The sequence below is a fragment of the Pseudomonas sp. TE4620 genome (assembly GCF_056279045.1).
This window is the reverse complement of the sequence record NZ_JBWBQO010000001.1, coordinates 3,404,375-3,423,974: the sequence shown is the minus strand read 5'-3', so window position 1 is coordinate 3,423,974 and position 19,600 is coordinate 3,404,375. Positions and strand designations below refer to the sequence as shown.

Below are 19,600 nucleotides of genomic sequence, written 5' to 3'. Positions count from 1 at the left end.
AAAACCAACGGCAGCCCAAGTGGCTGCCGTTGTCGTTATAATTGCCGCCATCTGCTAAACCGACAGGCTGTATCCCCTTGGAAATCATTGATAACGCGGCTGCCGAAGTGGCCGCCGAAGGCTTCTTTCGTATCGCCCTGGGCGTTGAGTACAAAGGTTCGCGCTACCGCGGCTGGCAGCGCCAGGCCAGTGGCGTGGCAAGCGTGCAGCAAACCCTCGAAGAAGCCTTGTCGCGGGTGGCCGATTCGCCGGTCACCCTGCACTGTGCCGGGCGCACCGATGCCGGCGTGCATGCCTGCGGCCAGGTGGTGCATTTCGACACCCAGGCGGTGCGCAGCATGAAGGGCTGGACCATGGGCGCCAACATCAACCTGCCGCACGACATCAGCGTGTCCTGGGCCAAGCAGATGCCGGCGCACTTCCATGCGCGCTTCAAGGCCATTGCCCGGCGTTACCGCTACGTGATCTACAACGACCAGATCCGCCCGGCGCACCTGGGCGAAGAGGTGACCTGGAACCACCGGCCGCTGGACGCCGAGCGCATGGCCCTGGCCGCCGAGTACCTGGTCGGCACCCACGATTTCAGTGCCTTTCGCGCCGGCCAGTGCCAGGCCAAGTCGCCGGTCAAGAATCTCCATCACCTGCGTGTTAGCCGCCACGGCCAGATGATCGTCCTCGACATCCGCGCCAGCGCCTTCCTGCACCACATGGTGCGCAACATTGCCGGCGTGCTGATGACCATCGGCGCTGGCGAGCGCCCGCCGGAGTGGGCCCTGGAAGTGCTGCAAAGCCGCGAGCGGCGCGCCGGCGGGGTGACCGCGCATCCGTATGGGCTGTACCTGGTGCAGGTCGAGTACCACGACGAGTTCGAACTGCCCGCGCGTTACATCGGCCCACACTTCATTACCGGCTACGAGGCATTGACGGGCTGACGGCCCGCAAGCCATTTGCTAACATCCGGGACTTTCCGCTTTCTGCTGAGGTTCACAGGTCATGAGCGCCGTTCGCAGCAAAATCTGCGGCATTACCCGCATCGAGGATGCGCTGGCCGCAGCCGAGGCGGGCGCCGATGCCATCGGCCTGGTGTTCTATGCCAAGAGCCCGCGGGCGGTCGATGTGCAGCAGGCGCGGGCGATCATCGCCGCCTTGCCGCCGTTCGTCACCACCGTCGGCCTGTTCGTCAACGCCAGCCGTTGCGAGCTGACGGAAATCCTCGAAGCGGTGCCGCTCGACCTGCTGCAGTTCCATGGCGATGAAACCCCGGCCGATTGCGCAGGTCACAACCGTCCATGGATCAAGGCCTTGCGGGTGCGCCCGGGCGACGACCTGGAGGCCAGCTGCAAGCGCTACAGCGGTGCCAGCGGCATTCTTCTCGATACCTACGTGGCCGGCGTGCCCGGCGGTACCGGCGAGGCGTTCGACTGGTCGCTGGTGCCTGCGCAACTGAGCAAGCCAATCATCCTCGCCGGCGGCCTGTCGCCGGATAACGTCGCCCAGGCCATTGCGCAGGTGCGGCCTTATGCGGTGGATGTCAGCGGCGGCGTGGAGCAGGCCAAGGGCATCAAGGACCCGGCGCGGATCGAGGCGTTTATCCGCGCGGTCAAGCAGGCGTGAAAGCGCTGCATGCTGCGGATGTGACGGCTGGCCGCGCGCCATCGTCCATAGCTTTCGCAGCCCGGTGCTGCCGGATCGCGCCCATGGGCCGGTCGAAATTAGCGGGTGACGCCACGGGCGTCGCCCTTACAGGTTGACGAGGGTGCGGTATCGGGGTGGCTCGCTGCAGGCGGGCGCCGGAGCCGCATCTTCATCGCGTCATACACGAATTGAGCTCAAGGGCATACGCGCGAGCCGGCAGCCATAGCCTGCCGGTCGCCGCTACTGGAGAAAGAAAGCATGAGCAACTGGTTAGTAGACAAACTGATCCCTTCGATCATGCGTTCCGAGGTGAAGAAGAGTTCGGTCCCTGAAGGCCTGTGGCACAAGTGCCCGTCCTGCGAGGCCGTGCTGTATCGTCCGGAGCTGGAAAAGACCCTGGATGTCTGCCCTAAGTGCAACCATCACATGCGTATCGGCGCCCGCGCCCGTATCGACATCTTCCTCGATGCCGAAGGTCGCGCCGAGCTGGGCGCTGACCTGGAACCGGTCGACCGCCTGAAGTTTCGCGATGGCAAGAAGTACAAGGACCGCCTGACTGCTGCCCAGAAGCAGACCGGCGAGAAAGACGCACTGATCTCCATGAGCGGTACCCTGCTGGGCATGCCGATCGTGGTCAGCGCCTTCGAATTCTCCTTCATGGGTGGTTCGATGGGCGCCATCGTCGGCGAGCGTTTCGTCCGTGCCGCCAACTACGCCCTGGAAAACCGCTGCCCGATGGTCTGCTTCTCGGCCTCCGGTGGTGCGCGCATGCAGGAAGCGCTGATCTCGCTGATGCAGATGGCCAAGACCTCCGCAGTACTGGCACGCCTGCGCGAAGAAGGCATCCCGTTCATCTCGGTGCTGACCGATCCGGTCTACGGCGGCGTTTCTGCCAGCCTGGCGATGCTTGGTGATGTCATCGTCGGTGAGCCCAAGGCGCTGATCGGCTTTGCCGGCCCGCGGGTGATCGAGCAGACCGTACGCGAGAAGCTGCCAGAAGGCTTCCAGCGCAGCGAGTTCCTTCTGGAGCACGGCGCCATCGACATGATCATCCCGCGTCAGGAGCTGCGTCAGCGCCTGGGCAACCTGCTGGCCCAGATGATGGGCCTGCCGACGCCCACGTTCGTCGCCCCGGTGATCGAGCCGATCGTCGTGCCGCCGGCGCCTGCCACCGTATGACCCAACGTACCCTTGGCGACTGGCTCGCCTACCTCGAGCAGTTGCATCCGTCGGCCATCGACATGGGCCTGGAGCGTTCGCAACAGGTCGCTGCGCGGCTCGGGCTGGGTCAGCCGGCGCCACGGGTAATCACCGTGACCGGCACCAACGGCAAGGGTTCGACCTGCGCCTTCGTTGCCGCGTTGCTGCGCGCCCAGGGCCTCAAGGTCGGCGTCTACAGCTCGCCGCACCTGCTGCGCTACAACGAGCGGGTGCAGATCAACGGCGCTGAAGCCGGCGATGAGCAGCTGTGCGAAGCCTTCGCCGCGGTTGAAGCGGCCCGCGGCGACATCTCCCTGACCTACTTCGAAGCCGGTACCCTGGCGGCGTTCTGGCTGTTCAAGCAGGCGGCGCTCGACGCCGTGGTGCTCGAAGTCGGCCTGGGCGGACGCCTGGATACCGTCAACATCGTCGATGCCGACCTGGCGCTGGTCACCAGCATCGGCGTTGACCATGTCGACTACCTGGGCGACACCCGTGAGTTGGTGGCCTTCGAGAAGGCCGGGATCTTCCGCCAGGGCAAGCCGGCCCTGTGTGGTGACCTCAATCCGCCGCAGCCGTTGCTGGACAAGGCCCGTGCCCTGAACAGCCCGCTGTTTTTGCGCGGTCGCGATTTCGACCTGGCCAGCACTGACCAGTACTGGCAGTGGCGTGGGGTCAATGCCCGTGGCGAGGTGGTCGAGCTGCAGGATTTGCCGCTGCTCGACCTGCCGATGGAAAACGCCGCGTTGGCATTGCAGGCCTACCTGTTGCTCGACCTGCCGTGGGATGCCGGGCAGATTGCCGAGGCCCTGCGCAGCACGCGCATGGTCGGCCGCCTCGATCGGCGAGCCTTTACCTGGCAAGGCAAACCTTTGACTATCCTCATGGATGTCGGGCACAACCCGCATGCTGCCGAGTACCTGGCTCAGCGCCTGGCCACCCGGCCGCCGCAGGGCAAGCGCCTGGCGGTGTTCGGTTTGCTCGCCGACAAGGACCTCGACGGTGTGCTCAAGCCGCTGCAGCACCAGGTTCAGGCCTGGGCCGTGGCGCCGCTGGACACCGCCCGCAGCCGGCCGGCTGGCGAGTTGCAGGCGGCGCTGACGAACCTTGGCGCTGCGGTGCAGTCTTACCCCAGCGTCGCCGCCGCCCTGGAAGGGCAGTGCGCGCAGGCAACGGCGGATGACGAAATCCTGCTGTTCGGATCATTTTTCTGTGTCGGCGAAGCCCTGCAGTGGCTCGACCGGCAGGCCACGGAGGACGGGGCAAATGGCATTGCTGGATAAAGTGGTCAAGCAACGCATGGTCGGGGCGCTGGTGCTGGTGGCGCTGGCGGTGATCTTCCTGCCGATGCTGTTCTCGCGCGAAGACGAAATGCGCCAGGTGCGCGTCGAAGCCCCCGAGGCACCGGCTGCGCCGACCCTGCCGCAAGTGCAGGTAGAGCCGGTGCAGGTCCCCGAGCCGCAGGTATTACCCGAAGAGCCGCTGATCGTCGAGCAGGCCGCGGCACCGGTGCAGGCGCCAAGCACGCCGATTGCCCCGGCGCCCGCCGCCACGCCGCTGCCGACACCGGCCCCGGCCGCACCGGCTGTCGCGGCAAAACCGGCGACGCCGGCGCCCGCCAAGGTAGAAGCCAAGCCGGCAGCCACCGTCGCCGCTGCGACCAAGCCTGCTGCGGGCAAGATCGACGCCAATGGCCTGCCGGTCAGCTGGTCGATTCAGATGGCCAGCCTGGCCAACCGCGCCAGCGCCGACAACCTGCAGAAAACCCTGCGCAGCCAGGGCTACAACGCTTATATCCGTTCGGCCGAAGGCATGAACCGGGTGTATGTCGGACCGTTGATCGAGCGCGCCGAGGCCGAGCGCCTGCGCGATGTGATCAACCGCCAGCAGAAGCTCAAGGGCTTTGTCGTACGCTTCCAGCCCGAGCGCAGTTGAACCCTTGCCGCCCGGCCCGTACCGGGCGGTAAATCACTGCTTACCGACAGCCCGTTGCTCTGGTAAAATGCGCCGCCTTATCCGTTTGCAGGCAACACTGTGGCATTTACCTGGGTCGACTGGGCGATTCTCGCGATCATCGCCATTTCTTCGCTGATCAGTCTCAAGCGCGGCTTTGTCAAAGAGGCCTTGTCGCTGCTTACCTGGATCATCGCCGGTGCCGTGGCCTGGATGTTCGGTGGCTCGCTGTCGCAGTACCTGGAAGCTTATATCCAGACGCCTTCGGCCCGGGTCATCGCCGGATGCGCCATTCTTTTCGTCGCCACCCTGCTGGTGGGGGCCATGATCAACTTTCTCATCGGCGAGCTGATTCGCGTCACCGGGCTGTCCGGGACCGATCGCTTCCTGGGCATGGCCTTCGGCGCCGCCCGCGGGGCCTTGCTGGTGGTCGTGGCGGTCGGGCTGTTGAGCCTGGGGCCGGTACAACAGGATCAGTGGTGGCAGGAGTCTCGCCTCCTGCCACAATTTCTATTGGTGGCTGACTGGTCGAAAAACCTCATTCTGGGGTTCACCAGTCAGTGGCTAGCCAGCGGGATCAGCGCACCGGCTGATCTCCCGTTCCAGGAACAGCTGCTGGGGCCCAAAACGCCTTGAGCGCTTTTCAATCCAGTTTCATTAAGTAGGGGTTGCGTCGCATGTGTGGCATCGTCGGTATCGTCGGTAAGTCGAACGTCAATCAGGCGCTGTATGACGCGCTAACCGTCCTCCAGCACCGCGGCCAGGACGCTGCCGGTATTGTGACCAGCCATGATGGCCGGTTATTCCTGCGCAAGGACAACGGCCTGGTCCGTGACGTATTCCAGCAGCGCCATATGCAGCGCCTGGTCGGTCACATGGGTATCGGCCACGTGCGCTACCCGACCGCGGGCAGCTCGACCTCGGCCGAGGCCCAGCCGTTCTACGTCAACTCGCCCTACGGCATCACCCTGGCGCACAACGGCAACCTGACCAACGTCGAACAGCTGGCCAAGGAGATCTACGAGTCCGACCTGCGCCACGTCAACACCAGCTCTGACTCGGAAGTGCTGCTCAACGTCTTCGCCCATGAGCTGGCGGTGCGTGGCAAGCTGCAACCGACCGAAGAAGACGTGTTCGCCGCGGTCACCGACGTGCACAACCGTTGCGTTGGCGGTTACGCGGTGGTGGCGATGATCACCGGCTACGGCATCGTCGGTTTCCGCGACCCCAACGGCATCCGTCCGATCGTGTTCGGCCAGCGTCACACCGACGAAGGCGTCGAGTACATGATCGCCTCCGAAAGCGTTTCTCTGGACGTGCTGGGCTTCACCCTGATCCGTGACCTGGCGCCAGGCGAAGCGGTGTACATCACTGAAGAGGGCAAGCTGCACACCCGTCAGTGCGCGACCAACCCGCAACTGTCGCCGTGCATCTTCGAACACGTCTACCTGGCCCGGCCTGACTCGATCATCGACGGCGTCTCGGTGTACAAGGCGCGCCTGCGCATGGGCGAGAAGCTGGCCGAGAAGATCCAGCGCGAGCGCCCTGACCACGACATCGACGTGGTCATCCCGATTCCCGACACCAGCCGCACCGCAGCGCTGGAGCTGGCCAACCACCTGGGCGTCAAGTTCCGTGAAGGCTTCGTCAAGAACCGCTACATCGGCCGTACCTTCATCATGCCCGGCCAGGCCGCGCGCAAGAAATCGGTACGCCAGAAACTCAACGCCATCGAGCTGGAGTTCCGCGGCAAGAACGTGATGCTGGTCGACGACTCGATCGTGCGCGGCACCACCTGCAAGCAGATCATCCAGATGGCCCGCGAAGCCGGCGCGAAAAACGTCTACTTCTGCTCGGCCGCCCCGGCGGTGCGCTTCCCTAACGTCTACGGCATCGACATGCCGAGCGCTCACGAGCTGATCGCGCACAACCGCAGCACCCAGGATGTCGCCGAGCTGATCGGTGCCGACTGGCTGGTCTACCAGGACCTGCCGGACCTGATCGAAGCGGTCGGCGGTGGCAAGATCAAGATCGAGCATTTCGATTGCGCGGTGTTCGACGGCAAGTACGTCACCGGCGACATCGACGAAGCCTACCTGGACAAGATCGAGCAGGCGCGCAACGACGCCTCCAAGGTCAAGAACCAGGCGGTCAGCGCGATCATCGACCTCTACAACAACTAAGTTAGGAGCAGCGGCATGACACAGGAATGGGATGCCGGGCGCCTGGACAGCGACCTCGAAGGGGTCGCTTTCGACACGCTGGCGGTACGCGCCGGCCAGCATCGCACGCCGGAAGGTGAGCACAGCGATCCGCTGTTCTTCACCTCCAGCTACGTGTTCCGTACGGCGGCCGATGCCGCCGCGCGGTTCGCCGGCGAGGTTCCAGGCAACGTCTATTCACGCTACACCAACCCCACCGTACGCGCGTTCGAAGAGCGCATCGCCGCCCTTGAAGGCGCCGAGCAGGCGGTTGCCACCTCCACCGGCATGTCGGCGATTCTCTCGACCGTCATGGCCCTGTGCAGCGCCGGCGACCATGTGCTGGTGTCGCAGAGCGTCTTCGGTTCGACCATCAGCCTGTTCGAGAAGTACTTCAAGCGCTTCGGCGTGCAGGTCGACTACGTGCCGCTGACCGACCTGGCCGGCTGGGGCCAGGCGATCAAGGCCAACACCAAGCTGCTGTTCGTCGAGTCACCGTCCAACCCGTTGGCGGAGCTTGTGGATATTGCTGCCCTGGCTGAAATCGCCCATGCCAAGGGCGCGCAGCTGGTGGTCGACAACTGCTTCAGCACCCCGGCCTTGCAGCAACCGTTGAAGCTGGGCGCCGACATCGTCGTGCACTCGGCGACCAAGTTCATCGACGGCCAGGGCCGTTGTATGGGCGGCGTGGTTGCCGGGCGCAGCGAGCAGATGAAAGAAGTGGTGGGCTTTCTGCGCACCGCCGGGCCGTCCCTGAGCCCGTTCAACGCCTGGATCTTCCTCAAGGGCCTTGAGACCCTCAACCTGCGCATGCGCGCCCACTGCGCCAATGCCCAGGCGCTGGCCGAATGGCTGGAGCAGCAGGACGGCATCGACAAGGTCCACTACGCGGGCCTGCACAGCCATCCGCAGCACGAGCTGGCCAAGCAGCAGATGAGCGGCTTCGGTGCAGTGGTGAGCTTTGAGGTCAAGGGCGGCAAAGAGGGCGCCTGGCGCTTCATCGATGCCACCCGGCTGATTTCGATCACCGCCAACCTGGGTGACAGCAAGACCACCATCACCCACCCGGGCACCACCTCCCACGGCCGCCTGTCGCCGCAGGAGCGTGAGGCCGCCGGCATTCGCGACAGCCTGATCCGGGTTGCCGTGGGGCTGGAAGACGTCGCTGACCTCAAGGCCGACCTGGCCCGCGGGCTGGCGGCACTGTGATCGACTGGTCGGTGGGCGACAGCAGCCATAACGGCCGCGTCGCCCTGGTCACCGGCGCGGCGCGGGGCATCGGCCTGGGCATTGCCGCCTGGCTGATCAGCGAAGGCTGGCAGGTGGTGCTCACCGACCTCGACCGGGCCCGTGGCGCGAAAGTGGCCAAGGTGCTCGGTGACAACGCCTGGTTCGTCGGCATGGATGTCGCCGACGAAGCCCAGGTAATGACCGGCGTGGCCGAAGTGCTGGGCCAGTTTGGCCGGCTCGACGCCCTGGTATGCAACGCGGCGATTGCCGACCCGCACAACACCACCCTCGAAAGCCTGAGCCTGGCCCACTGGAACCGGGTGCTGGCGGTCAACCTCGGCGGCCCGATGCTGCTGGCCAAGCACTGTGCGCCGTACCTGCGCGCCCATTGCGGGGCGATCGTCAACCTGGCGTCAACGCGCGCCGGGCAATCGGAGCCCGACACCGAGGCCTATGCCGCGAGCAAGGGCGGGCTGCTGGCCCTGACCCATGCCCTGGCCATGAGCCTGGGCCCGGAGATTCGCGTCAACGCCGTCAGCCCCGGCTGGATCGACGCCCGTGATCCAGCCCAGCGCCGTGCCGAACCCCTCAGCGAAGCCGACCATGCCCAGCATCCGGCGGGCAGGGTAGGGACGGTAGAAGACGTGGCGGCGATGGTGGCCTGGTTGCTGTCGCGCAACGCCGGCTTCGTCACCGGCCAGGAATTCGTGGTCGACGGCGGCATGACCAAGAAGATGATTTATCGGTAGCGGCAAGCGACAAGCTTCAAGCGGCAAGATGTCCGCGTTGTGATTTTGCTTTTTCTTGTAGCTTGCAGCTTGAACCTTGAAGCTGTTTTTTCCACCTCCGTGAAAAAAACTTCAATCAGGCTATTGACTTAGGTTCGATACCTGCGTAAATTTCGCCACCTCAGCGAAGCACACGGGTGATTAGCTCAGCCGGGAGAGCATCTGCCTTACAAGCAGAGGGTCGGCGGTTCGATCCCGTCATCACCCACCACTTCCTGAGATGTTCCTGACCCGACACTTTCGCAAGAAGGTGTTACCAGAGAGGAACCGGACGCAAGTCCATATGCGCAGCGGTAGTTCAGTCGGTTAGAATACCGGCCTGTCACGCCGGGGGTCGCGGGTTCGAGTCCCGTCCGCTGCGCCACTTTTCTCCAGATCGGTTTAACGACCGGTTTGAGGTTCCAGGGCCAAACAGCCTTGTAGCCAGATCCCAGTTTCAAGCGGGCGCAAGCCTGTACGATACGCAGCGGTAGTTCAGTCGGTTAGAATACCGGCCTGTCACGCCGGGGGTCGCGGGTTCGAGTCCCGTCCGCTGCGCCATCTTCGCTTCGAGGCCCTTGAACTCCTCGAAGCAACAAAGAGAGCGACCTGAGGTTGCTTTTTTTGTGCCCGGGATTTGCAGCCTTTGCGCAGCCCGGGTGAGCACGACACGCAGCGGTAGTTCAGTCGGTTAGAATACCGGCCTGTCACGCCGGGGGTCGCGGGTTCGAGTCCCGTCCGCTGCGCCATATTGCAGTACCAGAGAAAGCGACCTTCGGGTCGCTTTTTTTGTGCCGAAATTTTGGCACCGTGGTACGTTCATCACCAGCAAGGCCGGCTCCCACTCTGTGGGAGCCGGCTTGACCCGCGATGCTTTTCAGGCCTGCTTGGTCTGCATCCAGTCCGCACAACCGGTATGCTAGCGCCTCAAGTCTTCCACTGAGGTTCAGGATGAACAATCTTCAAGACTCGATCGCGGTCATCACCGGTGCCGGACGCGGCCTGGGTGCCGCGTTGGCCATCTCCCTGGCCGACGCTGGTTGCAAGGTCGTGCTCTGTGGCCGCAACGAAGCAGCCCTGGCCCAAGTCGCTGCCACGATCGAAACCCGCACCGCTCAACTGCCATTGACTGTCCAGGTCGATCTCGCCGACAGCGCCAGCGTTACCCAGGCAACGCAGGCCATCAGCCAGCGCTTCCCCACTATCGATCTGCTGATCAACAACGGCGCCATGTGGCTGGAGCACAACGAGCAAGGTTATTCTCCTGAAGAGGTCCACGGCGTGATCAACGCTGCGGTCACCGGTACCTTCCTCTTCACCCAGGGCTTGCTGGCCTCTCTGCGCCGCTCTCAGCGCCCGGACATCGTCACCATAGGCTCGATCAGCGCGCTGCCCAATGCCGCCTTGCACAGCGTCTCAGTGCCGTTCTACGCCGCCAAGCAGGCCCAGCGTGCACTGGCAGAGGGGTTGCGTCAGCAACTGGCCGGTACGCCGATCCGTTCGCTGTGCGTGCACCCGCCGTACCTGGACGACATCTGCCCGACGCAACCGGCCTGGGAGGCCGCCGCCCAGCGCCAGAAGGGCGAGCGCGGCACCAACCGTGACGTGGTCGAGGCCGTGCTGTTTGCCGTGACCCGGCCGCGGCATGTGAGCCTGTCGTCGATCGTTATCGACAGCGACGACGGCGGCCTGTTCGGCTGACTTACCGGTTACACCCGAAAGCGCGCCACCAGCTGTTGCAGTTCACTGCCCAGGCGCGCCAGTTCCACCGACGAAGCCGCCGTCTGCTGCGACGCGGTGGACGACTGTTCGGCAACGTCGCGCACGCTGAGCACACTGCGGTTGATCGATTCGGCGACGCTGCTCTGCTGTTCGGCGGCGGTGGCGATCTGCAGGTTCATGGTCTGGATGCCGGTCACGGTCTGGGTGATGGCCTGCAGCTCGATACCGACCTGGTTGGCCAATTCCACAGTACCGCCGACCTGTTGCTGGTTGGCTTGCATCATTTCGGCGGCTTTCTGCGCGCCTTGTTGCAACGACAGAATCAGCGTCTCGATCTGCGCTGTTGATTGCTGTGTACGCTGGGCCAGCCCGCGCACTTCATCGGCGACCACGGCAAAGCCGCGCCCGGCCTCACCCGCGCGCGCCGCCTCGATGGCGGCGTTGAGAGCCAGCAGGTTGGTCTGTTCGGCAATGGCGTTGATCACCGTCATCACGGTGCCGATGCGCTCGCTTTCTTCCGACAATTGGCTGACCGCACTGGCGCAATTGCCGATGTCGTCGGCCAGCTGGCCGATCTGGCTCAGGGCCTGCTGCACTACGCGGTTGCCCTGTTTGGCCTGGCTGTCGGCCTGGTGCGTGGCTTCGCTGGCTTCTTCGGCGTTACGCGCGACTTCCTGGACGGTGGCAACCATCTCGCTCATTGCCGTGGCCACCTGGTCGGTTTCGACCTTCTGGCTGGTGATGCCAGCGCTGGTCTGTTCAGTGATGGTCGACAGCTCCTCGGCGGCGGTCGAAAGCTGGCGGGTGACATGCCCGGCCTGGCCAAGCATCTCGCGCAGGTTCTCGCCGCTTTGCGCCAGCGCCTGCAACAGCTGGCCGAATTCGTCGCGGCGCGGTTCGCTGGCAGTGTTGGTCAGGTCGCCTTGGCCAATGCGCCGGGCAATTTCCACCGCCTGACGCAGTGGCTGGGTGACCTGGCGGATGATCAGCGCACTGATCAGCACGCCCAGCACCAGGGCTGCGAACAGCAAGCCCAGCATCAGGCTGCGGCTGTCGCTGGATTCCTCGGTGCTTTTCAGGTTCTGCAGGGTGATCAACTGGTTGATCGCCTCCAGGCCCTGATGCACGGTCTGCAGCAACTGGTCATGCAGCTTGCTCTGCAGCAGGGTACCGCCGCTGGCCGCCTTGAGTTGCTCGAACTGTTGCAGGTACTGCTTGAGATCATCGCCAGTGGCCTTGAGCAGGCGCTGCGAGTCGGCATCGGGCAGGGCGCCGAGGTTTTCCTCGACCAGGCGGCTGGCCTCCTGGTGGGCCTGTACCAGCTGGCTGGCGAAGCTGCCTTCGCGGCGTTGCTCGAAGCTCAGCTGGGCGGCGCGCATTTCATTGAGGTTGTCGAGGATGTAGTTGACCGACACCAGGCGATCGGCGCGCTGGGTCAGGGTGTTCAAGCTGTTGATGGCGGTAATGGCGAGTAGCGCCATCAGTACCAGAATGGGCGCAAAGCCAAGCAGCAACTTGATTTTCACAGATAGGTTCTTCACCGAGATAACTCCTGTCGACCGGTAGGTGGTGATGGCTAGTTGCCAGCGTAGTCGTAGAATGGGCAGGGCAAAAGTCGGATGGGTCCGATCTGTTCGTAGGGCTCGAGCGAAGGATTTGTGGGTTTATCGACCAATGGTCAAACCCCGGCATCAGGGGCGATCACTGGCCCCTTGTATGAATTTTCTGCGGTGATTGCCCGCCTGTGGTTTCAGCATTCCGTCGATGTGTTGCACAATAGGCGCCGACCGTTTCCTCAGGATTTGCAATGTCAAAGTCAACCGTCTGCGGTGCGCTCGGGCTGGCCCTTGTGCTGGCGGGTGTTTCCGGCTGTTCTTCGAAGAAAGCTGCCATTTACGAACACGAGAATTTCGACGACTCGGGTACCTTCTCGCGCAACTTTGCGGTGAGTGAGGCCGGTACCTGCGAAGCGGCGCGCCGTGCCTTGCTCAGCCAGGGCTATATCATCACCAGCAGCGACGCTGGCCAGGTCAATGGCAACAAGAGCTTCCAGCAGACTGGCGATTCGCACCTGCAGATCAGCTTCAACGTGGTCTGTGCCCGCGACAGCGGCGACGAGCAGCGCTCGACCATGTTCGCCAACGCCCTGCAGGATCGCTATGCGCTGAAAAAATCCAACACCTCGGCCAGCCTCGGCGTTGGCGTGCTGGGTTCGGTGTCGATGCCGATCGGCTCCAGTGACGATTCGATGGTCAAGGTTGCCAGCGAGACCGTGACCTCGGCCAAGTTCTACGAGCGTTACTTCGCCCTGGTGGAAAGTTTCCTGCCCAAGGAAACCAAGAAGAAGGCTGAGGCAAAGCCTGCAGCCAAGCCAGCGGTGGAGCTGGGTGTGCCCGAGACCGCGCCGGCAGCACCAGCGGCCGCCCTGGCTCCGGCTCCGGTTGAAGCACCAGCGGCTGGCGTACCGGTCAGCGAACCGTCGCCGGCCCCGGCTGCCGAAGTGCCGGCCGCGCCGGTGGTAGATGACAGCAGTGGCTCGCAGCCGGTGCCGCCGCCCGCCGAAGCTGCGCCGATCAGCGTCCAGGACAGCAGCACACCGGCACCCGTAGAGCCGACCCCGACCATCGCCCCGGTAGCACCGGCCAGCAGCGAGCAGGCGCCGCTGTAAATTCGCCCGTCTCTGCTACGTTGTTTTGATAAGCGTCATTGTCATTTTTCTTTCATCGCGGCACTTTAGGCTCGTTGATGAATCAATGACATGAATGAGAAAAAACGGAGCAGACGATGGACGACTATCAAGAAGAACTACTCGAATACCGCGCCATTGAGCTCGACCCGGTCGAGCCGGCCGAAGACGCTACCGAGCTGTAATCAGCCGGTACGCCGCTGGCTGCGGCGAAACTCGCCCGGGGTGATGCCGTTCCAGCGCTTGAACGCACGCTGAAACGCCTCCGCCGAGGCAAACCCGAGCAAGTAGGCAATCTCGCCAAAGGCCAGTTCCGTGTCACGGATATAGGTCATGGCCAGATCGCGCCGGGTATCGTTGAGGATGGCGCGAAACTGCGTGCCTTCCTCGGCCAGCTTGCGCCGCAGGGTCCAGGTCGGCAATTGCAGGTGCCTGGCCACTTCCTCCAGATCCGGTTCCCGTCCGCCATTCAATAGCGGCCCCAGCAGGTGGGCGATGCGCTCGCCCAGGCTGCGTATCCGCGTGCGTTGCTCAAGCTCGGCCTCACACAGCTGCAGCAGGTGCTGCCAGGTGCTCGGACAGTGCGCCGGGTTGCGCAGGGCCAGGTTGGCGCGGCTCAGGCGCAGTTGATTGGTGGCGGCGCCAAACTGCACCGGGTTGCAGCTCAAGGCCTGGTAGTGGGCGGCGTAGGCGGGCGCCTCGAACTCGATCTCGACCCGTTCGGCCAGCAGCATCGTACCCGCCAGGCTCGACAGCTGCGCCAGCCAGCCGCCCAGCAGCGAATCCACCACGAAGCGGTTATAGGCGTTGTACGGGCTGATCGAATAGAACCGTAGCCAGGCGCCGCTGCTGTCTTCATGAAAGCTTGAGTGCCCGCGGTAGTTGGCCGCGTACAGTGGCTCGAAGCGCAACAAGGTGCGCGCCGCTTCGCCCACGGTGGGTGCTTGTGCCGCAGTGACGCCGGCCAGGCCGGCCTGGCCCAGGCGGCTGATGTGGCCCATGCGCAGGCCCAGGGCCGGGTCGCCGGTCAGTTCGATGGCGGCATGGCCCAGGTGCATATAGCGCGGGATCGACAGGCGCGCGCCGGCTTCGGCCAGGCGCGCTGGCTCCAGGCCGTAGCGGGCGAGCAGGGCCGTAGGATCGATGCCGCGTTGCTGCAGGGTTTCGCTCAGCGGCTGGATAAAACCGACCGACAGGTCGCCCAGGCGCACGCGGGGACGGTTCATGCCCTACAACCAGAGGTTCAGCAGGCGCGCACCGGGGCTGGACGTGCCGCCCAGGTTCACCCCGTTGAGCTGGGCAAAGCCCTGGCCATCGGCGGCCAGGTCCCAGAAGCGCCCGCGCAGGAACACACTCATGCTGCTGACCCTGGCGGCGTTGGCGTTCAGGGTCAGGCGTTGCCAGGCTTCGTGTTCGCTCACCTCACCGGGCTTTAGCGCCAGCGACGAGGCCAGGGGTTGATGCCGGTTGCCGCGCCACGGCGCGTTCCAGCTGTCATGGCCGCTGAGAAACACCGGGTTGGCGACGATCTGGGCAAACTGGTTGGCCAGTTGCTGCTGGTTGCTCGGGTACCAGCTGTCGCTGCCGATCAACACGCCCAGGCGCCCGGCCGGGGTTTGCAGCACCTGTGGCGGTTGATCGGTGCCGCTGCTGATAAAGCGCCGCACTTCACTGTCCGGGTGCTGCTGGCGTTGCGGCTGGCCGAGCACCGAGCCGTCGCTGGCGAACACCAGGCTTGCGTTGTACAGGGCGCCGGAGCCGATGCGCAGGGTACCGCGCTCGACGTAAGGTTCAGGCAGGACGATGGAGCCGGCCACCAGGGTCACGCCGAACTCCTTGGCCAGACCGCCAAACAGCTGCTGATAATCCTCGGCCATCTGCCCGGCTTTCATCCGCAGGTGGGCGTCGGCACGGCGGTCGTCACCCTCGGCGCCGAGCAGGGCCAGGCCGTAGCGCAGCGGGTTGCTCAGTTCCAGCCATTGCAGGGCTTCGCGGCGTTGGGTGACCTGGTACAGCTCGCTCTTCTCGCCTCGGGCCCACAGCCAGGTGCCGATGTGTTCGGGCAGGATGACGATGGTTTTGGCGTTGACCAGGCCCTGGGCGCGGGCGTGTTCAAGGTAGGCGGCCAGCTTGCGGTGCAGGCGCTGCAGGCTCTGGTAGTCACCGGGGAACAGCTGCGGCTCGACGCCCAGCAGGTTGCCGTGATCGGCCGGCACGCCTTCGCTCAGGGCCAGCTCGATGCGCAGGTCCGACAGGTAGTGCCCGGCCGGGCGCTGCTCGGTCCAGAAGCCGTAGCCACTGAGGACGGCAATGACAACCAGCGCCAGGGCGCTCAACAGAAGTTTTCGCATGAAACGGGACAGCGCCGAAAAGGGATTCGGCCCCTAGGGTAGACCCCGAGTGCAGCAGGATCAATAACTTGTCACTTTCGGTCATTGAGCCGCGCCCGCTGGCTCTTTAATGTCGGCCTCAGATAACTGACGGGCCCCGCCAGCCTTGGCGAGGCGCCCGCATTCCGTGATTACGCCTGTTGTGGAGTTCACTATGGCCGCCGCTCAATACCCGCATTTGCTCGCCCCGCTGGACCTGGGTTTCACCACCTTGCGCAACCGCACCCTGATGGGCTCGATGCACACCGGCCTTGAAGAAAAGCCCGGCGGTTTCGAGCGCATGGCGGCCTATTTTGCCGAGCGTGCCCGTGGCGGCGTCGGCCTGATGGTGACCGGCGGCATCGGCCCGAACGTGGAGGGCGGGGTGTATTCCGGCGCCGCCAAGCTGAGCACGCCGGAAGAAGCCGATAAACACCGCATCGTCACCAAAGCGGTGCATGAAGCCGGTGGCAAGATCTGCATGCAGATCCTTCACGCCGGGCGCTATGCCTACAGCCCCAAATCGGTAGCGCCGAGCGCGATCCAGGCGCCGATCAACCCGTTCAAGCCGCGTGAGCTGGACGAAGAGGGCATCGAGAAGCAGATCCAGGACTTCGTCACCTGCTCGCTGCTGGCGCAAAGCGCCGAGTACGACGGCGTCGAGATCATGGGGTCGGAAGGCTACTTCATCAACCAGTTCCTCGCCGCCCACACCAACCAGCGTACCGATCGCTGGGGTGGCAGCTACGAGAACCGCATGCGCCTTGCGGTGGAGATCGTGCGCCGGGTGCGCGAAGCGGTAGGGCCGAACTTCATCATCATCTTCCGCCTGTCGATGCTCGACCTGGTCGAGGGCGGCAGCAGCTGGGAAGAGATCGTGCAGCTGGCCAAGGCCGTGGAGCAGGCCGGCGCGACCCTCATCAACACCGGTATCGGCTGGCACGAAGCGCGGATCCCGACCATCGCCACCAAGGTGCCGCGCGCGGCGTTCAGCAAGGTCACCGCCAAGCTGCGCGGTGCAGTGCAGATCCCGCTGATCACCACCAATCGCATCAACACCCCGGAAGTCGCCGAGCAGATCCTTGCCGAGGGCGACGCCGACATGGTCTCGATGGCGCGGCCGTTCCTGGCTGACCCGGAGTTCGTCAACAAGGCCGCCGCCGGGCGTGGCGACGAGATCAACACCTGCATCGGCTGCAACCAGGCCTGCCTGGACCACACCTTCGGCGGCAAGCTGACCAGCTGCCTGGTCAACCCGCGCGCCTGCCACGAAACCGAGCTCAATTACCTGCCGGTAACCCAGGTCAAGCGTATCGCCGTGGTCGGCGCCGGCCCCGCCGGCCTGGCGGCTGCCACCGTGGCGGCCGAGCGCGGCCATGAAGTGACCCTGTTCGATTCGGCCAGCGAAATCGGCGGCCAGTTCAACGTGGCCAAGCGCGTGCCGGGCAAAGAGGAGTTCTATGAAACCCTGCGCTACTTCAAGCGCAAGCTGCAGACCACCGGTGTCGAGCTGTGCCTGAACACCCGCGTCGATGCCGAGCAACTGGCGGCGGGCGGTTTTGACGAGATCATCCTCGCCACCGGTATCGCCCCGCGCCTGCCGGCCATCCCTGGCATCGAGCACGCCAAGGTGTTGAGCTACCTGGACGTGCTGCTGCAGCGCAAGCCGGTAGGGCAGAAGGTCGCGGTGATCGGCGCTGGCGGTATCGGCTTTGACGTCTCCGAGTACCTGGTGCACCAGGGCGTGGCCACCAGCCAGGACCGTGAAGCGTTCTGGAAGGAGTGGGGCATCGATACCCGGCTTGAAGCCCGCGGCGGCGTGGCCGGGATCAAGGCCGAGCCGCATGCGCCGGCGCGCCAGGTGTTCCTCCTGCAACGGAAAAAAACCAAAGTCGGCGACGGCCTGGGCAAGACCACCGGCTGGATTCACCGTACGGGCCTGAAGAACAAGCAGGTGCAGATGCTCAACAGCGTCGAATACCTGAACATCGACGATGCCGGCCTGCACATCCGTATCGCCGAGGGCGAGCCGCAGGTGCTGCCTGTGGATAACATCGTCATCTGCGCCGGCCAGGATCCGCTGCGCGAACTGCAGGACGGCCTGCTCGCCGCCGGGCAGTCGGTGCACCTGATCGGTGGCGCCGATGTCGCTGCCGAGCTGGACGCCAAACGCGCCATCAACCAGGGCTCGCGTCTGGCCGCCGAGCTCTGACCGGCGCAGCGCGGCGGGCCGCCCGGCCCGTCGCGCTGTTACACTGCGTTGCCCTGGCAACCCTGTTGTGCCCCGCCCATGATTGGCAATTTCGACGACCTTCCGCTCGCCCCCCTGCAACCCTTGCCGCTGAACTGGCTACGCCCTCATGGCGTGAAGCTCGCGGTGTTGCGCCTGGACCTGATCGACCCGCTGATCAGTGGCAACAAGTGGTTCAAGCTGCTCGAACACCTGCGAATCGCCCAGGCCCAAGGGGCGCCCGGAGTGATCAGCCTTGGCGGCGCCCATTCCAATCACCTGCATGCCCTGGCGGCGGCGGGCAAGCGCTTCGGCTTTGCTACCGCCGGGCTGTTGCGTGGCCATGCCCAGGACACCCCGACCGTGCGCGACCTGCAAGCCTTTGGCATGCAGCTGCACTGGTTGGGTTATGGCGGTTATCGCGAGCGTCATCAACCGGGGTTCTGGCAGCCGTGGCAGGCGCTTTATCCGGGTTGGCAGTGTGTCGCTGAAGGCGGTGGCGGGGCGTTGGGCGCCAAGGGTTGTGCGTTGATCGTCGAGCAGGCGCAAGCGCAGTTGGCGGCGCTGGGCTGGGCGGATTACCACGGCTGGTGGCTGGCGGCCGGCACCGGCACCACCCTGGCCGGGTTGGTGTTGGCCGAGGCGGGCCGGCGTGAGGTGCATGGCGCCCTGGCCGTACCGCTGGACCACGGCGTGCCCGAGTCTGTAGAAACACTGGTTGGCAAGGCAGGTTACAGGCTGCATGAGGCCTGCCGTGGCGGCTTTGCCAAGGTCGATGACGAGCTGCTGGCGTTTATGGCCGACTGCGAATCTGAAACGGGCATGCCGCTGGAGCCGCTGTACACCGCCAAGGCCTTGCTGGCGCTGCGCCGGGAAGTCGAAGCGGGGGCTTTTGCCGCCGGCACCCGGCTGATCTTTTTGCACAGCGGCGGCCTGCAGGGCCGCCGCGGGTTCGCCTAGTTATTGCGTGGCAACATGCGCAGCAAGGTGTTGTCGCGCTGCACATAGTGATGGAACAGGCCGGCAACAGCATGCAGGCCGATCAACCAGTAGCCCCAGGTGCCGATGCGCTCGTGCCAGCCCTTGATGAACTTGGCCAGGTCCGGGTCCGGGGCTATAAGCGCCGGCAGCTCGAAGCCATAGAACGGGATCGGCTTGTTGGCAGCGCTGAGCAGCAGCCAGCCGGCCAGCGGCAGGCCGATCATCAGCAGGTACAGGGCCAGGTGCATCAGGTGCGCCAGGCCGGTCTGCCAGGCCGGCGGCGCCGGAATGATCGGCGGGGTCGGGCGGCCCAGGCGCAGGGCCAGGCGCAGCCAGACCAGCACGAATACCGTCAGGCCGAGCATGAAGTGCAGGTCTTTCATCAGCGCGCGCTCGGCGCTGTCCTTGGGGAACATGCCGCGCAGTTCGATAAAGGCGTAGACCGCCGCCAGCAGCACCAGCATCAGCCAGTGCAGGGCAATCGACAGACCGCCATAGCGGGCCTGGTTTTGGCTCAACGTCATGGGTATTCCTCATCATCAGGTCGAAGTCCGCGCTCTTGTGGCGCAGTCAGCTAACTGTAACCGCTTGCCAGCCGATTACCCGGCCATTGCAGCAGAAATTGG

The 19,600-nt window shown here is 64.7% G+C and carries 17 protein-coding genes and 4 tRNA genes; 17 read left to right on the top strand and 4 right to left on the bottom strand.

Going from position 1 to position 19,600, the window contains the following annotated elements; all coding sequences use genetic code 11:
* The first annotated feature begins 107 nt into the window (after positions 1-107).
* From truA to ACZ9A3_RS15685, 14 genes are all read left to right on the top strand, one after another.
* Positions 108-932 carry a tRNA pseudouridine(38-40) synthase TruA gene (truA, locus tag ACZ9A3_RS15750; RefSeq protein WP_476253342.1) on the top strand — a complete coding sequence of 275 codons (825 nt, stop codon included), beginning with the start codon at positions 108-110 and terminating at the stop codon, positions 930-932.
* 61 nt (positions 933-993) lie between these two features.
* Complete coding sequence (locus ACZ9A3_RS15745; protein WP_045195103.1) at positions 994-1,614, top strand: phosphoribosylanthranilate isomerase; 621 nt, start codon at positions 994-996, stop codon at positions 1,612-1,614.
* A gap of 279 nt (positions 1,615-1,893) precedes the next feature.
* On the top strand, positions 1,894-2,814 hold the full coding sequence (gene accD, locus ACZ9A3_RS15740) for an acetyl-CoA carboxylase, carboxyltransferase subunit beta (protein ID WP_045195100.1): 921 nt from the start codon (positions 1,894-1,896) through the stop codon (positions 2,812-2,814).
* Complete coding sequence (gene folC, locus ACZ9A3_RS15735) at positions 2,811-4,118, top strand: bifunctional tetrahydrofolate synthase/dihydrofolate synthase (protein WP_093380618.1); 1,308 nt, start codon at positions 2,811-2,813, stop codon at positions 4,116-4,118. Before accD ends, folC begins: the two co-directional genes overlap by 4 nt.
* Positions 4,102-4,770: an SPOR domain-containing protein gene (locus ACZ9A3_RS15730; RefSeq protein ID WP_476252896.1), complete on the top strand. Its 669-nt coding sequence runs from the start codon at positions 4,102-4,104 to the stop codon at positions 4,768-4,770. The genes folC and ACZ9A3_RS15730 overlap by 17 nt, the downstream gene beginning before the upstream one ends.
* Before the next feature lie 99 nt (positions 4,771-4,869).
* Complete coding sequence (locus tag ACZ9A3_RS15725) at positions 4,870-5,424, top strand: CvpA family protein (RefSeq protein ID WP_045195095.1); 555 nt, start codon at positions 4,870-4,872, stop codon at positions 5,422-5,424.
* 41 nt (positions 5,425-5,465) lie between these two features.
* A complete protein-coding gene (gene purF / locus ACZ9A3_RS15720) occupies positions 5,466-6,971 on the top strand; it encodes an amidophosphoribosyltransferase (RefSeq protein WP_010223267.1) in 1,506 nt (501 codons plus the stop codon).
* A 15-nt stretch (positions 6,972-6,986) separates the two neighbouring features.
* Positions 6,987-8,198: an O-succinylhomoserine sulfhydrylase gene (locus tag ACZ9A3_RS15715; protein WP_476252895.1), complete on the top strand. Its 1,212-nt coding sequence runs from the start codon at positions 6,987-6,989 to the stop codon at positions 8,196-8,198.
* Positions 8,199-8,209: 11 nt separating this feature from the next.
* Positions 8,210-8,968 (top strand): SDR family oxidoreductase, encoded by a 759-nt coding sequence (locus tag ACZ9A3_RS15710; protein ID WP_476253341.1) that lies wholly within the window; start codon positions 8,210-8,212, stop codon positions 8,966-8,968.
* Positions 8,969-9,142: 174 nt separating this feature from the next.
* Positions 9,143-9,218, top strand: a tRNA-Val gene (locus ACZ9A3_RS15705).
* A 76-nt stretch (positions 9,219-9,294) separates the two neighbouring features.
* Positions 9,295-9,371: transfer RNA gene (locus tag ACZ9A3_RS15700), tRNA-Asp, on the top strand.
* Positions 9,372-9,470: 99 nt separating this feature from the next.
* A tRNA-Asp gene (locus tag ACZ9A3_RS15695) sits at positions 9,471-9,547 on the top strand.
* A gap of 111 nt (positions 9,548-9,658) precedes the next feature.
* Positions 9,659-9,735: transfer RNA gene (locus ACZ9A3_RS15690), tRNA-Asp, on the top strand.
* A 202-nt stretch (positions 9,736-9,937) separates the two neighbouring features.
* Positions 9,938-10,687 (top strand): SDR family oxidoreductase, encoded by a 750-nt coding sequence (locus tag ACZ9A3_RS15685; RefSeq protein ID WP_213603603.1) that lies wholly within the window; start codon positions 9,938-9,940, stop codon positions 10,685-10,687.
* An 8-nt stretch (positions 10,688-10,695) separates the two neighbouring features.
* On the opposite strand, the gene ACZ9A3_RS15680 is transcribed toward ACZ9A3_RS15685, so the two are convergent.
* Positions 10,696-12,249: a methyl-accepting chemotaxis protein gene (locus ACZ9A3_RS15680; protein WP_476252894.1), complete on the bottom strand. Its 1,554-nt coding sequence runs from the start codon at positions 12,247-12,249 to the stop codon at positions 10,696-10,698.
* Between the two features lie 266 nt (positions 12,250-12,515).
* Between ACZ9A3_RS15680 and ACZ9A3_RS15675 the strand changes: the two genes are divergently transcribed.
* Entirely contained in the window at positions 12,516-13,376 is an 861-nt protein-coding gene (locus ACZ9A3_RS15675) for a DUF2242 domain-containing protein (protein WP_476252893.1), read from the top strand.
* A gap of 203 nt (positions 13,377-13,579) precedes the next feature.
* Here the strand turns inward: ACZ9A3_RS15675 and ACZ9A3_RS15670 are convergent, their stop codons facing one another.
* Complete coding sequence (locus ACZ9A3_RS15670) at positions 13,580-14,620, bottom strand: AraC family transcriptional regulator (protein WP_476252892.1); 1,041 nt, start codon at positions 14,618-14,620, stop codon at positions 13,580-13,582.
* Positions 14,621-14,623: 3 nt separating this feature from the next.
* The gene (locus ACZ9A3_RS15665; RefSeq protein WP_213603604.1) at positions 14,624-15,745 is read right to left on the bottom strand and encodes a carbon-nitrogen hydrolase family protein; all 1,122 of its coding nucleotides are present in this window, start codon (positions 15,743-15,745) and stop codon (positions 14,624-14,626) included.
* 193 nt (positions 15,746-15,938) lie between these two features.
* Between ACZ9A3_RS15665 and ACZ9A3_RS15660 the strand changes: the two genes are divergently transcribed.
* On the top strand, positions 15,939-17,975 hold the full coding sequence (locus tag ACZ9A3_RS15660) for an NADPH-dependent 2,4-dienoyl-CoA reductase (protein ID WP_213603605.1): 2,037 nt from the start codon (positions 15,939-15,941) through the stop codon (positions 17,973-17,975).
* A 78-nt stretch (positions 17,976-18,053) separates the two neighbouring features.
* Positions 18,054-18,953 (top strand): 1-aminocyclopropane-1-carboxylate deaminase/D-cysteine desulfhydrase, encoded by a 900-nt coding sequence (locus ACZ9A3_RS15655; RefSeq protein ID WP_093380635.1) that lies wholly within the window; start codon positions 18,054-18,056, stop codon positions 18,951-18,953.
* Here ACZ9A3_RS15655 and ACZ9A3_RS15650 read toward each other — a convergent pair.
* Positions 18,950-19,498: a cytochrome b gene (locus tag ACZ9A3_RS15650; protein ID WP_093380638.1), complete on the bottom strand. Its 549-nt coding sequence runs from the start codon at positions 19,496-19,498 to the stop codon at positions 18,950-18,952. The two genes, ACZ9A3_RS15655 and ACZ9A3_RS15650, sit on opposite strands and share 4 nt — an antisense overlap.
* Positions 19,499-19,600: the final 102 nt, after the last annotated feature.